General features: G+C 61.8%; 12 protein-coding genes and 1 pseudogene. 10 read left to right on the forward strand and 3 right to left on the reverse strand.

The genetic code is table 11. The features are described from left to right. Positions 1 to 4 precede the first annotated feature (4 nt). The 7 genes from EEQ99_RS01720 (at position 5) to EEQ99_RS01750 (ending at position 7,184) form a co-directional block, all read left to right on the forward strand. Positions 5 to 1,468: an aldehyde dehydrogenase gene (locus EEQ99_RS01720; protein WP_127429920.1), complete on the forward strand. Its 1,464-nt coding sequence runs from the start codon at positions 5 to 7 to the stop codon at positions 1,466 to 1,468. Between the two features lie 5 nt (positions 1,469 to 1,473). Next, on the forward strand, positions 1,474 to 1,797 hold the full coding sequence (locus tag EEQ99_RS01725; RefSeq protein ID WP_097622472.1) for an NIPSNAP family protein: 324 nt from the start codon (positions 1,474 to 1,476) through the stop codon (positions 1,795 to 1,797). Between the two features lie 47 nt (positions 1,798 to 1,844). Next, positions 1,845 to 2,855 carry an ABC transporter substrate-binding protein gene (locus EEQ99_RS01730; protein ID WP_097622473.1) on the forward strand — a complete coding sequence of 337 codons (1,011 nt, stop codon included), beginning with the start codon at positions 1,845 to 1,847 and terminating at the stop codon, positions 2,853 to 2,855. A gap of 113 nt (positions 2,856 to 2,968) precedes the next feature. Next, on the forward strand, positions 2,969 to 3,841 hold the full coding sequence (locus EEQ99_RS01735) for an ABC transporter permease (RefSeq protein ID WP_097622474.1): 873 nt from the start codon (positions 2,969 to 2,971) through the stop codon (positions 3,839 to 3,841). 1 nt (position 3,842) lies between these two features. Beyond that, the gene (locus EEQ99_RS01740) at positions 3,843 to 4,643 is read left to right on the forward strand and encodes an ABC transporter permease (protein ID WP_047612339.1); all 801 of its coding nucleotides are present in this window, start codon (positions 3,843 to 3,845) and stop codon (positions 4,641 to 4,643) included. Continuing rightward, positions 4,640 to 5,719: an ABC transporter ATP-binding protein gene (locus EEQ99_RS01745; RefSeq protein ID WP_047612341.1), complete on the forward strand. Its 1,080-nt coding sequence runs from the start codon at positions 4,640 to 4,642 to the stop codon at positions 5,717 to 5,719. The genes EEQ99_RS01740 and EEQ99_RS01745 overlap by 4 nt, the downstream gene beginning before the upstream one ends. Before the next feature lie 10 nt (positions 5,720 to 5,729). Next, entirely contained in the window at positions 5,730 to 7,184 is a 1,455-nt protein-coding gene (locus EEQ99_RS01750) for an NAD-dependent succinate-semialdehyde dehydrogenase (RefSeq protein WP_097622475.1), read from the forward strand. Positions 7,185 to 7,277: 93 nt separating this feature from the next. On the opposite strand, the pseudogene EEQ99_RS01755 reads toward EEQ99_RS01750, so the two are convergent. The 3 genes and pseudogenes from EEQ99_RS01755 to EEQ99_RS01765 form a co-directional block, all read right to left on the reverse strand. Beyond that, a pseudogene (locus tag EEQ99_RS01755) lies at positions 7,278 to 7,484 on the reverse strand (RidA family protein); the annotation flags it as partial. Positions 7,485 to 7,760: 276 nt separating this feature from the next. After that, positions 7,761 to 8,669 (reverse strand): myo-inosose-2 dehydratase, encoded by a 909-nt coding sequence (gene iolE / locus EEQ99_RS01760; protein WP_097622478.1) that lies wholly within the window; start codon positions 8,667 to 8,669, stop codon positions 7,761 to 7,763. A 74-nt stretch (positions 8,670 to 8,743) separates the two neighbouring features. Further along, a complete protein-coding gene (locus tag EEQ99_RS01765) occupies positions 8,744 to 9,739 on the reverse strand; it encodes a LacI family DNA-binding transcriptional regulator (protein ID WP_097622479.1) in 996 nt (331 codons plus the stop codon). 180 nt (positions 9,740 to 9,919) lie between these two features. Here EEQ99_RS01765 and EEQ99_RS01770 point away from each other — a divergent pair, with 180 nt between their 5' ends. The 3 genes from EEQ99_RS01770 to EEQ99_RS01780 all read left to right on the forward strand — a co-directional run bounded on the left by EEQ99_RS01770 (position 9,920) and on the right by EEQ99_RS01780 (position 12,908). Continuing rightward, positions 9,920 to 10,870: a sugar ABC transporter substrate-binding protein gene (locus EEQ99_RS01770; protein WP_097622480.1), complete on the forward strand. Its 951-nt coding sequence runs from the start codon at positions 9,920 to 9,922 to the stop codon at positions 10,868 to 10,870. Positions 10,871 to 10,995: 125 nt separating this feature from the next. Then, complete coding sequence (locus EEQ99_RS01775; RefSeq protein WP_097622481.1) at positions 10,996 to 12,120, forward strand: ABC transporter permease; 1,125 nt, start codon at positions 10,996 to 10,998, stop codon at positions 12,118 to 12,120. Further along, positions 12,120 to 12,908: an ATP-binding cassette domain-containing protein gene (locus EEQ99_RS01780; protein ID WP_097622482.1), complete on the forward strand. Its 789-nt coding sequence runs from the start codon at positions 12,120 to 12,122 to the stop codon at positions 12,906 to 12,908. Before EEQ99_RS01775 ends, EEQ99_RS01780 begins: the two co-directional genes overlap by 1 nt. Positions 12,909 to 12,958 lie beyond the last annotated feature (50 nt).

Consider the following 12,958-nt stretch of genomic DNA (forward strand, 5'->3'; position numbering starts at 1 on the left):
GACCATGCGGCGTTTCCAGCACTATATCGACGGCGAATTCTCCGATGGCGAGGCCAGCTATCCGAGCATCGATCCCGCCTCTGGCGCGGTCTGGGCTGAGATGCCCGAAGCGCGCGAAGGTGATGTCGATCTGGCTGTCAACGCGGCCGACAGGGCGCTTTACGAAGGCCCCTGGCCGAAAATGACGGCCACGCAACGCGGCAAGCTGCTTTACAGGCTGGCCGATCTGGTCGCCGCCAACGCACAGGTCCTCGCGGAGCTGGAGACGCGCGACACCGGCAAGATCATCCGCGAAACATCGGCGCAGATCGCTTATGTCGCCGAATACTACCGCTATTATGCCGGCATATCAGACAAGATCGAAGGCGCCTATCTGCCGATCGACAAGCCTGACATGGATGTCTGGCTTCGCCGTGAACCGATCGGCGTCGTTGCGATGGTCGTGCCGTGGAACAGCCAGCTTTTCCTGTCGGCGGTCAAGATCGGCCCGGCGCTGGCGGCCGGCTGCACCATGGTGGTCAAGGCCTCCGAAGACGGGCCGGCGCCGCTTCTCGAATTTGCGCGCCTCGTGCACGAGGCGGGTTTTCCCGCAGGCGTCGTCAACATCATCACCGGTTTCGGCGCCTCCTGTGGTGCGGCTCTCGGGCGGCACCCGAAGGTCGCGCATGTCGCCTTCACCGGCGGTCCTGAAACCGCCCGGCACGTCGTTCGCAACTCGGCCGAAAACCTCGCTTCCACCTCGCTTGAACTTGGCGGCAAGTCACCCTTCATCGTCTTTGCCGATGCGGATCTCGAAAGCGCCGCCAACGCCCAGGTCGCGGGCATCTTTGCGGCAACGGGGCAGAGCTGCGTTGCCGGATCGCGCCTCATCGTCGAGCGCAGCGTCAAGGACAAGTTCGTCGCCCTGCTGCGCGAGAAGGCGGAGGCGATCCGGATCGGTGCGCCGCTCGATATGGCGACCGAAGTCGGCCCGCTTGCCACCAAGCGCCAGCAGGACCATATCGGCGCGCTCGTCGCCAGGTCGATCGAAAGCGGCGCCCGCCTTGTCACGGGCGGCAGCAAGATCGACGGTGCAGGCTATTATTTCCCGCCGACGATCCTCGACTGCGACGATGTCGCCTCGCCCTCGCTGATCGAGGAATTCTTCGGGCCGGTCTTGTCCGTCGTGTCGTTCGAGACCGAGGCCGAGGCGCTGCGCCTTGCCAACGACACCCGTTATGGCCTGGCCTCCGGCGTCTTCACCCAGAATCTCACCCGGGCGCACCGACTGATGAAGGGGATCCGCGCCGGGATCGTCTGGGTCAACACCTACCGCGCCGTATCGCCGATCGCACCGTTCGGCGGTTTCGGCCTGTCGGGCAATGGCAGGGAAGGCGGCATGGCAGCAGTGCTCGACTATACCCGCACCAAGACGATCTGGCTCAGGACATCGGACGATCCGATCCCCGATCCCTTCGTGATGAGGTAGCGCCGATGTTTTACGAAATCCGGACCTATCGGCTGAAGAACGGCACGATCCCGCAATATCTCAAGGTCGTCGAGGAAGAGGGGATCGAGATCCAGAAGGGCCATCTCGGCACACTCGTCGGTTACTTCTTTTCGGAAATCGGGACGATCAACGAGATCGTCCACATCTGGGCCTTTACCAGCCTGGACGACCGGGAGGCGCGGCGCCAGAGGCTTATGGCCGATCCCCGGTGGCAGGCCTTCCTGCCCAAGATCCGCGATCTGGTCGAAGTGGCGGAAAACAAGATTATGAAGCCAGCTAACTTTTCTCTCAGGAGCGAGGCGCACTGACGGCATAGGCATACCCGTAGGACAAACCAGAACAAGGATAAGGGAACATGAAAACAACATTTGCTTTCGCGGCGGTTGCCGCATTCGTGGCTGTGTCTGCACCGGCACACGCCGACAACATGGTCTTCTCCAGCTGGGGAGGAACGACCCAGGACGCGCAGAAGGCGGCATGGGCAAGCCCGTTCACCGAGAAGACCGGCATCACCGTCGTGCAGGATGGACCGACCGACTACGGCAAGCTCAAGGCGATGGTCGAGGCCGGTGAGGTCACCTGGGACGTCGTCGACGTCGAAGGTGACTATGCCGCCCAGGCCGGCAAGAACGGCCAGCTTGAGAAGCTCGATTTCTCCGTCATCGATAAATCCAAGCTCGATCCGCGCTTCGTCACCGACTATTCTGTCGGCAGCTTCTATTATTCCTTCGTGATCGGCTGCAATGCCGATGCCGTCAGCGCCTGCCCGAAGACATGGGCCGATCTGTTCGACACCGCCAAGTTTCCGGGCAAGCGTACATTCTACAAATGGTCGGCTCCCGGTGTAATCGAAGCTGCGCTGCTTGCCGACGGCGTGCCTGCCGACAAGCTTTATCCGCTTGATCTCGATCGTGCCTTCAAGAAGCTCGATACGATCAAATCCGATATCATCTGGTGGTCGGGCGGCGCGCAGTCGCAGCAGCTTCTGGCATCCGCCGAGGCTCCCTTCGGCAGTGTCTGGAATGGCCGCATGACCGCACTTGCTGCGACCGGCATCAAGGTTGAGACGTCCTGGGAACAGAACATCACCGCTGCCGATGCGCTCGTCGTGCCGAAGGGTTCGCCGAATGTCGAAGCCGCGATGAAGTTCATTGCACTGGCGACCTCGGCCGAACCGCAGGCCGCCCTGGCGAAGGCCACCGGATATGCGCCTATCAACGTCGACTCGGCCAAACTGATGGATCCGGAGACGGCCAAGACCCTGCCGGACCAGCAGACGGCAAGCCAGGTCAATGCCGATATGAACTACTGGGCTGAGAACCGCGATGCCATCGGCGAGAAGTGGTACGCTTGGCAGGCGAAATAGCCTGGAAGATGAGATGAACGGGCACGGCGAATGTTCGCCGTGCCTCCCGCAGCGTCAGTGCCCGTTTGTCAGGCCTCGGCGCCTGTGGAAACTGACGGGTGGGAAGGACTGTCATGTCGACGTATAGCGATGCCTCCGCTGCAATAGCGCCCCTGCCAAAGGTGCGCAGGCCAACAGGTTTTAGCGGGGTCGTTCCGGCGCTCGCCTTCGTGGGGATCTTTTTCATCGCACCGGTGGCGGTGCTCCTGTTGCGAAGCGTGCTGGAACCCGTGCCGGGCCTTGGAAACTATGCGCAGCTGATCGGCTCCGCGACCTATCTCAAGATTTTCGCCAACACCTTCATCGTCTCGGGTCTGGTCACGGTGATCTCGCTGCTGATCGGCTTCCCGGTGGCCTGGGCGCTGGCCATCATGCCCGGGCGCCTGGCGTCGGTGATCTTTGCCATCCTGCTCCTGTCGATGTGGACCAACCTGCTGGCCCGCACCTATGCCTGGATGGTGCTTTTGCAGCGGACGGGCCTCATCAACAAGATGCTGATCGGAATGGGCCTGATCGACAAGCCCCTGGCACTCGTCAACAATCTGACCGGCGTCACGATCGGCATGACCTATATCATGCTGCCCTTCATCATCCTGCCGCTCTACGGCGTGATCAAGAAGATCGATCCGTCGACCCTGCAGGCGGCCGCCCTTTGCGGCGCCAACCGGTGGCAATGCCTGACCCGTGTCCTGCTGCCCCTGGCGATGCCCGGCATGGCGGCCGGCGCCCTCATGGTCTTCGTCATGTCGCTTGGTTATTTCGTCACGCCGTCGCTTCTTGGCGGCACCGCCAACATGATGCTCGCAGAACTGATCGCGCAATTCGTGCAGTCGCTGGTCAACTGGGGCATGGGCGGTGCTGCGGCGCTGGTTCTCCTCGTGGTGACCCTGTCGCTTTATGCCGTGCAACTGCGCTTCTTCGGCAACCAGAACCCGGGAGGGCGCTGACATGCTGCTCAATTTCGACCGCCTCGGCTGGTGGAAATATATCCTGCTGACGATAACGCTTCTGACCGCGGCCTTCCTGCTGCTGCCGATCGTCTTTATCGCGGCGCTCTCCTTCGGCTCCTCCCAGTGGCTGATCTTCCCGCCGCCCGGCTGGACATTTCAATGGTACGGCGAGCTCTTTGCCGATCCGCGCTGGCTGGAATCCGCTTTGACGAGCTTCAAGATCGCGGTCATCGTCACCATCCTGTCGGTGCTGCTCGGGCTTGTGACCTCCTTCGGGCTGGTGCGCGGTTCGTTCCTGTTCCGCGACGCGCTGAAAGCACTGTTCCTGACGCCGATGATCCTTCCCGTCGTGGTCCTTGCGGTTGCCCTCTATGCCTTCTTTCTGAGGATCGGCCTTGGCGGCACCTTGGCGGGCTTCGTCATTTCGCACCTCGTTCTGGCGCTGCCCTTCTCGATCCTCTCCATATCAAGTGCGCTGGAGGGCTTCGACAAATCGATCGAGGATGCGGCGGTTCTCTGCGGCGCCTCGCCTCTGGAAGCAAAGATCAGGGTCACCCTGCCGGCGATCAGCCATGGGTTGTTTTCGGCTGCCGTCTTCTCGTTCCTGACATCCTGGGATGAGGTGGTGGTGGCGATCTTCATGTCCAGTCCGACCCTGCAGACGCTGCCGGTGAAGGTATGGGCGACGCTGCGACAAGATCTGACGCCTGTAGTCGCCGCCGCGTCGACCCTTCTCATCCTTTTGACGATCATCTTGATGGCGCTTGTTGCCGTCGTGCGTAAGGTACTGAAACAATGAAAGAACCATTCCTTCAGATCCGCGGAATACGCAAGGAATACGGCCCTGTCGTCGCCGTGCACGACGTCAATCTCGACGTCCGGCGCGGGGAGTTCCTCACCTTTCTCGGACCGTCCGGATCCGGCAAGAGCACGACCCTCTACATCCTGGCCGGCTTTGAAAATCCGACGAAAGGCGACATCACGCTGGAGGGCAAGACCCTGCTCGCCACGCCGTCGCACAAGCGCAACATCGGCATGGTGTTCCAGCGCTACACCCTGTTTCCGCATTTGACGGTGGGGGAAAACATCGCCTTCCCGCTGAAGGTCCGGCGCAAGTCCAAGGCCGAGGTCGACAGCAAGGTGAAGGAGATGCTGCGCCTCGTTCGGCTCGAAGGCTTCGAGGATCGGAAGCCCGCGCAAATGTCCGGCGGCCAGCAGCAGCGCGTCGCTCTTGCCAGAGCCCTCGCCTATGATCCGCCGGTGCTTCTGATGGACGAGCCTCTGTCGGCGCTAGACAAGAAGCTGCGCGAGGAAATCCAGCATGAGATCCGCCGCATCCACCAGCAGACCGAAGTGACGATCCTCTATGTCACGCACGACCAGGAGGAGGCGCTGCGGCTCTCCGACCGCATCGCCGTCTTTTCCAAGGGCGTCATCGACCAGATCGGGACCGGCCCCGAACTCTATGCCAATCCGAAGACCCGCTTCGTTGCCGAATTCATCGGCGACAGCGACTTCATTTCGTGCGACCTGGTGTCATCTTCCGACGGACAAGCCACCATTACCCTGGGCGGCGGGACCATTTTCAATCAAATTCCGGTGCATGGCAAAGGGACCTCCGGTGCAAGGGCAGCTCTGATGCTGAGGCCCGAGCGCATTCGATTGTCGCGCGCCCGGGCGGCCGGCGCGGGTCTTGCCGCGACGGTCAGCGACATTACCTTTCTGGGCAACAATATCCACGTCTCGACAGAGACGGCGGCAGGCGAGGCGCTTTCAGTCCGCTTGCCGTTCGGTCATGAGGCTATTGCCGGGCTTAGCCGTGGAGATATAGTCCATCTGGATTTCGATCCCGGCGCCGCTCACGTATTCTGTTGAAAGTTGTCCTATGAAGCTCAATGATCCCTCGCTGTTCCGCCAGGCATGCCCCATCGCCGATCGCTGGATCGAAGCCGAAGGCCGCAAGGCGGCGACGGTCCGCAATCCGGCGACGGGCGAGACGCTGGGGGTGGTCCCAGACCTTGGTGCGGCGGAAACGGAGGACGCGATCCGCGCCGCCGTCATTGCCCAGAAGCTTTGGGCGAAGAAGACCGCCGGGGAGCGCGCCAACGTTCTCAAGGCATGGCACCGCCTGATGATCGAAAACCGCGACGATCTGGCGATGATCCTGACGCTGGAGCAGGGAAAACCCCTGGCCGAAGCCAAGGGCGAAATCACCTATGGTGCGAGCTTCATCGAATGGTTCGCCGAAGAGGCACGGCGCATTAACGGCGAGACCATCCCAGGGCATCAGCCGGACAAGCGGATCCTGGTGCTGCGCCAGCCCGCGGGCGTGGTGGCGGCGATCACGCCCTGGAATTTTCCGAACGCGATGATCACCCGCAAGATCGGTCCCGCGCTTGCCGCCGGCTGTGCCGTCGTCCTCAAGCCGGCGCTGCAGACGCCATTCTCCGCCATTGCGATTGCCGTTCTCGCGGAGCGTGCCGGCCTGCCGCCGGGGCTGCTCAACATCGTGACCGGTGACGCAGCGGCCATTGGCGGTGCGCTGACATCAAGCCGTGACATCAGAGTGCTGACATTCACCGGCTCCACCCGGACGGGCGAACTGCTTTACCGGCAATGCGCGCCGACGATCAAAAAGCTCGGCCTCGAGCTTGGCGGCAACGCCCCCTTCATCGTCTTCGACGATGCCGATCTCGACGCTGCCGTCGAAGGCGCGCTCATCGCCAAGTTCCGCAACAACGGCCAGACCTGCGTCTGCGCCAACCGGCTTTATGTCCAGGACGGCGTCTATGAGGCCTTTGCCGCCAAGCTTGCCAAGGCGGTTTCGGGCTTAAAGGTCGGCAATGGTCTCGACCGTGACGTCGTGCTCGGCCCGCTGATCGACGACAACGCCCTTGCCAAGGTCGAAAGCCATATCAGCGACGCCGTTTCAAAGGGCGCCGGGATCGTCTTGGGCGGCAAGCGCCACGCGCTCGGCGGCCATTTCTTCGAGCCGACGATCCTGCGCGATGTCGCTGCCGGCATGCAGGTCGCCCGCGAGGAAACCTTCGGGCCGCTTGCCCCGCTGTTTCGTTTCCGCGACGAAGAGGACGTCATCGAACAGGCAAATGACACCGAGTTCGGACTGGCCTCCTATTTTTACGCGCGCGATCTGTCGCGGGTATTTCGCGTCGCTGAAGCGCTCGAATATGGCATGGTCGGCGTCAATACCGGTCTCGTCTCCACCGCCGAGGCGCCGTTCGGCGGCGTGAAGATGTCGGGCCTCGGCCGCGAAGGCTCAAGGCACGGGTTGGACGAATATACCGAGCTTAAATACGTATGCCTCGGTGGCATTGCCTAAATTGGCCGGGACCAGAATGCCTCTCGTCAGCGTCGACTGTATGTCACATCGGAGCCGCTCGCTGATGTGACGGCTGGGTCGAGGCACGGACCGTCAATTGCCAGTCGCTGCGATAATGCCGATCTCCACGGCGAATTCTGGCCCGGCGAGCCTCGCTTCGACCGTGGCGCGCACCGGCGCATGACCTGGGGACATCCAGGCGTCCCAGACGATATTCATCTCTTCGAACTCGGAGATATCAGCAAGCCAAATGGTTGCGCTGAGGATCCGCGTCGGATTGCTGCCCACGATTTCCAGAAGCGGATTGGGGCAATGGACGAATTCGTCAGCAAGTGTCACCGGTCGACGGGAGCTCGTGGTCGCTTTGGGCAGATTGTGTTGGAAGACTCCACTAGGGCCGCATTCGAAGTGATTTTCACGCGAAACGCGATGAACACAATTCCAACTGTTTGCCTGTGGCGAAACAAGATTGCGCAGAGCCTGTGCAAGCCGTAGTCGCGCAACATCACTTCAGGCAAAATGAGACGCTGATCCGTTGCGGCGTTTGTCAACATAATCCGCCAATAGCGGACATCCTCAAGCGAAAAGCCGACGGACGCGATCAAATGCGTCTGTCACGGCAGGCTTAGGCGGAGCCAATTCGGGGTCCTGCTCAGCCTCAACGACCAACCATCCGCGATAGCGGCCATTCAGCACGAAATCGGCGATGGGGGCGAAATCAACGTCGCCATCACCGGGAACCGTGAACATGCCCCGGCGCACGCCCTCATTGAAGCTGAGATCAACCGCCCTCACCACCTCCATTACCTTGCCACGAACATCCTTGAGATGGATGTGGGCGATCCGGTCGCCGAAGCGATCGATAAGGTGCTTGTAGTCGAAGCCGCCGCCAACCGCGTGTCCGGTGTCCAGAAGAAGGCCGACATCACCTCCAGCTCGGTCGAACAATGTGGAAATTTCGTCAAGGGTCTCTGTGACCATCATGAGATGGTGGTGATACGCGAGCCGGAGGCCATAGGCATCTTGGAGGCGCTTGGCGAATTCCGTAAGCCGGACCGCGTACGCAGCGATTTCGTCGGTGGGCATGACAAGCCTTTTTGACATCGGGGCGTCGAGCGGCGCTCCAGGGGTCATCATCGCCACCTCGCCATAGACCATGACCGAGCTGCCCATGTCGCGAAGAAGGCTGGCATGAGGAGCTACCGCAGCCATCTCGGCCTCGACGTCCCTCTCGGCCAGTTCGCCTGAATGCCATCCCGAGGCCAAGGCCAAACCACGCGAATCCAGAAGCGGTCGAAGAGCGGCGGCGTCGCGGGGAAACTTGCGCCCGAGTTCGACCCCCTGGTAGCCGATTGCGGCCGCATCATCCAGGCAGGTTTCGAGCGGGATGTTCGCGCCCAGGTCCTCAAGAACGTCGTTCGCCCAGGACAACGGACTCACTCCAAGACGGACGCCTGGCGGGAGGGAGGATAGGGACTGGTTCATCTGCGTCTCCAAATTTTGCGCATGGGTTCTCGATCCCGCGCCGCAGGGCGCAGATTCGAATGACAGGTTTCAGATCACGTGGACGACCGGACGACGAGCTTGCCCGGAAGGGAAATGGTCTCTCCTTCGCGCTTGCCAGTGACCATTTCCACGATGAGGTCGACCATCTCGCGGCACGGCTGCTCGTAGGTCGTGAGGCCGAACGCGGGTGTCGCGCCGAGTTCGTAGTTGTCGAAGCCGACGACAGCGATGTCCTCCGGCACGCTAACACCGAACTCGCTGCGGATCGTCTCCATCGCGCCGATCGCCAGGATGTCGTTCTCGCACATCAGGACGTCGACCCGGTCTTCAGGGGAGGTCTTCTTCAAATATTCACGGGCCGAGGCTCCTCCGTCCTCCCGGCTGTAGCGCTCGGCTGAGATGTCCACGATGTGTTCGACACCCTTCTGCCTCCAAAACTCGGCGAAGTGGTGCCTCCGCTTCAATGCGGTCGACAGCGCCGAGGCCCCGGTCATGAAGCCTGGCCGCCGGTAGCCCCGTTCATAAAGGTGGTCCACGATATCCCTCAGGCCGACTTCCGAGTCGCAGACGACCGCCGGGACACCTTCGATCTGGCTATCGCGCGCGAGGACAAACATGGGCGGCATGCCCGGTCCCAAGCGACGGTCGTTCAACGTCTCGTCCCGAAATGCGGTGCCGAGAAGAATGATGGCATCGACCAGGCGCTGGTCGGCATTGAGAAGCGCATGTACATGGTCGAAGTGATTGTTGATGTTGATGAGCATTGCCACGAGACCCGCGGCCTGCAGGCGCTCGGTCAGGGATTCCAGAAACGGAAGTTTCTGCGGGTTGGCGAAGTCGTCGACGAGCACGGCGACCTGATGGGTCACATTCGTCGAAAGGCTGCGCGCGAGCAGATTGGGCGAATAGTTCAGTTTCTCCGCCGCCTCCATGATCTTGCGTTTGGCTTCGTCGGTGATCGACGCGCCGGGCTTGAACGCGCGAATGACCGTCCATTTAGACACCCCCGCCGCCTCCCCCACTTCCTTTGCCGTAGCCCGCTTTCGCATGCCTCTCCCCTGGGATGGAACAAATATTCCATCATCGCCTGCCGATGAAATATCTCTTGCTTTTATAACATCTGACAATAATATGCATCCACTTGCACCCGGGTGCAAGCGATTTTGCACCCGGGTGCAAGATGTTTTTTGGCCGACCTGAGGAGTGGGACGGCATACCAGGAGGAAGAAATGAAAGCTCTGCTGAAGACGCTCGCCATGAGCGCAATCGCATTCGGTGTCGCCACCTCGGCCGCCGTCGCCGTCAAGGCGCAGGAAATCTCCATCATCGCCGTCACGCACGGGCAGGCTTCGGACCCGTTTTGGTCAATCGTCAAGAACGGCATGATGCAGGCTGCCAAGGACAGCAACGTCAAGGTCGACTACCGCGCGCCCGAAACCTTTGACATGGTCGCGATGGGCCAGCTGATCGAAGCCGCCGTCAACCAGCATCCTGCTGGCATCGTCATCTCCAATCCCGATCCGGACGCTCTCGGCCCGGCGATCGAAAAGGCCGTCGCCGCGGGCATCCCGGTCATCTCGATGAACTCGGGCATCGCCGCCCAAGAGAAGCTGGGCATCAGGCTCCATGTGGGCCAGGACGAAACTCCGGCAGGCATCAAGGTCGGCGCGATGCTCAAGTCGCTCGGCCTTAAGCATGTCCTCTGCGTCAACCAGGAAGTCGGCAATGCCGCGCTTGACCAGCGTTGCGCCGGAACCGAGAAGGGCTTTGAAGGCGGCAAGCTAACCGTGCTTCCGACGACCGCCGATCCGGCCGAAATCGAAGCCAAGATTCAGGCTGCCCTGACATCCGATCCGTCAATCGACGTCGTCCTGGGTCTGTCCGCTCCGCTTGTCGGCGAGCGCGCCGTAGCCGTCGTTGAGAAGATGGGCGTTGCCGACAAGGTGAAGGTGGCTTCCTACGACCTGTCCGCCAACTTCCTCCAGGCCGTCGCCGACGGCAAGGCGCTGTTCGCCGTCGACCAGCAGCCCTATCTGCAGGGCTACCTGCCCGTGACCTTCCTCGCGCTCAACGCCCGTTACGGCACCATCCCGGCAGGCAATGTCCCGTCGGGTCCGAGCTTCGTCGAGAAGGACACCGCCGCTTCCGTCATCGAGAAGTCCTCCCAGGGCATTCGCTAAGCGAAGCCCGGCGGTCCCCAACCTCCACGGGGGCCGCCACTCTTGCCTGACGCGCATTGCCATGGAGTCCCTCGCACACTCTGGCTTCGGCGCGACTTGAACGACCATTCGCAAAGGAACGGGCCATGTCCCTCGTCAATGAACAAAACGGCGCGACGGCTTCGCGCGCCGATGAGCGGCTCAAGAAGGTGTCGACCGTCACCTCGCTTCTGCGCCGCCCTGAACTCGGGGCCGTCGCCGGACTTGTGCTCGTTGCAATATTCTTCGTCTTCACCGCGAACCCGGCGATGTTCACGCTCGCGGGCATCATGAACTTCATGGCCCCCGCCGCGCAGCTCGGCATCCTCGCGATAGGAGCTGCCCTGCTCATGATTGGCGGGGAGTTCGACCTCTCCATCGGGTCGATGGTGGCCTTCGCCGGCCTCGTCTTCGGCACAGCTCTCGTCGTGCTCCAGCTTCCCCTCAGCGTCGCCATCCTCATCGCCATGGCTTTCGCGGTCTGCATCGGCGTCACCAACGCCCAGATCACGATCCGGACGGGTTTACCATCGTTCATCGTGACGCTTGCATTCCTCTTCATTCTACGAGGCCTGACACTCGTGGGTCTCAAATGGGCCAGCGGCGGTTCCACCCAGCTCCGTGGAATGAAGGAAGCCGCCGCCAACAGTCCGCTTGCCCCCATCTTCTCGGGCGATGCGTTTGCGGGATTGTTCCGTTGGATGGCCGAGCTCGGCGTAATCGCCAAGCTTCCCAACGGCAATCCGCAGGTGCCCGGCGTTCCCGTCGAAATCCTGTGGTTCATCGCCATCGCGCTCGGTGCGACCTGGCTCCTCCTTCGGACCCGGTTCGGCAACTGGATATTCGCCGCTGGCGGCGATGCATGGGCGGCCCAGAAGTCAGGTGTTCCGGTCCGTCGGGTCAAGACGACGCTCTTTGTGATCACCGCGCTTTGCGCCACCCTCGTTGCCATCCTGACCGTCCTCGATGCCGGCTCTACGGATGCGCGTCGCGGGTTCCAGAAAGAGTTCGAGGCGATCATCGCCGCGGTGATCGGCGGCTGCCTCCTGACGGGCGGCTACGGTTCGGCGATCGGTGCCTTCTTCGGCTCCATCGTGTTCGGCATGGTCCTGATTGGCCTGACCTACACCTCTATCGACCAGGATTGGTATCTCGTCTTCCTCGGCGGCATGCTGCTGATCGCGGTCATCTTCAACAACGTCATCCGCAAGCGCGTTACGGGAGAACGGTGATGAGCAATTCCCAGACGCCCCTCATCGAGGTCAAGGACCTCGTCAAACACTTTGGTTCCGTGATCGCCCTCAACGGCGTGTCGATGAAGGTGCATTCCAACGAAGTTCTGTGCCTGCTAGGGGACAATGGCGCGGGCAAGAGCACGCTGATCAATACGCTCGCTGGCGTGCACAAACCCAGCTCAGGCGAATTCCTCGTCGATGGCCAGCCGAGGCTGTTCTCAGGCCCGCGCGACGCTCTCGATTCGGGCATCGCCACAGTCTACCAAGACCTCGCCATGATCCCGCTGATGTCGGTCACCCGGAACTTCTTCATGGGCCGGGAGCCCCTGAAAGGCTTCGGCCCGTTCAAGACCATGGACATGGACCTCGCCGACAACGTCACGCGCGACGAAATGCACCGTATCGGCATCGATGTTCGCGATCCGCAGCAGGCCGTCGGTACGCTGTCCGGTGGCGAACGCCAGTGCGTCGCCATCGCACGAGCGGTCTACTTCGGCGCAAAGGTCCTGATCCTCGACGAGCCGACGTCGGCCCTCGGCGTGGCCCAGACCTCGATGGTGCTAAAATACGTCAACCAGGTCCGCGCGAAGGGCCTCGGCGTAATCTTTATCACCCACAACGTGCGCCACGCCTACGCAGTCGGAAACCGCTTCACGGTTCTCAACCGCGGCAAGACGCTCGGCACCTTCACGAAGGGCGAGATCAGCATCGACGAGCTTCAGAACCTGATGGCCGGCGGCAAGGAGCTGCAGTCCGTTTCGCAGGAACTCGGAGGCACCATCTAGCCCGCTCCGTGGCCCCGGAGTCCGGAGCCACACCTCACTCCGATCGATGA

Origin of the sequence: Rhizobium anhuiense (genome assembly GCF_003985145.1) — a bacterium.
GTDB classification, from domain to species: domain Bacteria; phylum Pseudomonadota; class Alphaproteobacteria; order Rhizobiales; family Rhizobiaceae; genus Rhizobium; species Rhizobium anhuiense.

What these genes read in the sequence shown, in the direction of transcription:
- EEQ99_RS01745 (WP_047612341.1), top strand. Translation starts at nt 4,640, where the DNA reads ATGAAAGAACCATTCCTTCAGATCCGCGGAATACGCAAGGAATACGGC.
- EEQ99_RS01765 (WP_097622479.1), bottom strand. Translation starts at nt 9,739, where the DNA reads ATGCGAAAGCGGGCTACGGCAAAGGAAGTGGGGGAGGCGGCGGGGGTG.
- EEQ99_RS01740 (WP_047612339.1), top strand. Translation starts at nt 3,843, where the DNA reads ATGCTGCTCAATTTCGACCGCCTCGGCTGGTGGAAATATATCCTGCTG.
- EEQ99_RS01735 (WP_097622474.1), top strand. Translation starts at nt 2,969, where the DNA reads ATGTCGACGTATAGCGATGCCTCCGCTGCAATAGCGCCCCTGCCAAAG.
- EEQ99_RS01770 (WP_097622480.1), top strand. Translation starts at nt 9,920, where the DNA reads ATGAAAGCTCTGCTGAAGACGCTCGCCATGAGCGCAATCGCATTCGGT.
- EEQ99_RS01725 (WP_097622472.1), top strand. Translation starts at nt 1,474, where the DNA reads ATGTTTTACGAAATCCGGACCTATCGGCTGAAGAACGGCACGATCCCG.
- EEQ99_RS01720 (WP_127429920.1), top strand. Translation starts at nt 5, where the DNA reads ATGCGGCGTTTCCAGCACTATATCGACGGCGAATTCTCCGATGGCGAG.
- EEQ99_RS01775 (WP_097622481.1), top strand. Translation starts at nt 10,996, where the DNA reads ATGTCCCTCGTCAATGAACAAAACGGCGCGACGGCTTCGCGCGCCGAT.
- EEQ99_RS01730 (WP_097622473.1), top strand. Translation starts at nt 1,845, where the DNA reads ATGAAAACAACATTTGCTTTCGCGGCGGTTGCCGCATTCGTGGCTGTG.
- iolE (WP_097622478.1), bottom strand. Translation starts at nt 8,669, where the DNA reads ATGAACCAGTCCCTATCCTCCCTCCCGCCAGGCGTCCGTCTTGGAGTG.
- EEQ99_RS01750 (WP_097622475.1), top strand. Translation starts at nt 5,730, where the DNA reads ATGAAGCTCAATGATCCCTCGCTGTTCCGCCAGGCATGCCCCATCGCC.
- EEQ99_RS01780 (WP_097622482.1), top strand. Translation starts at nt 12,120, where the DNA reads ATGAGCAATTCCCAGACGCCCCTCATCGAGGTCAAGGACCTCGTCAAA.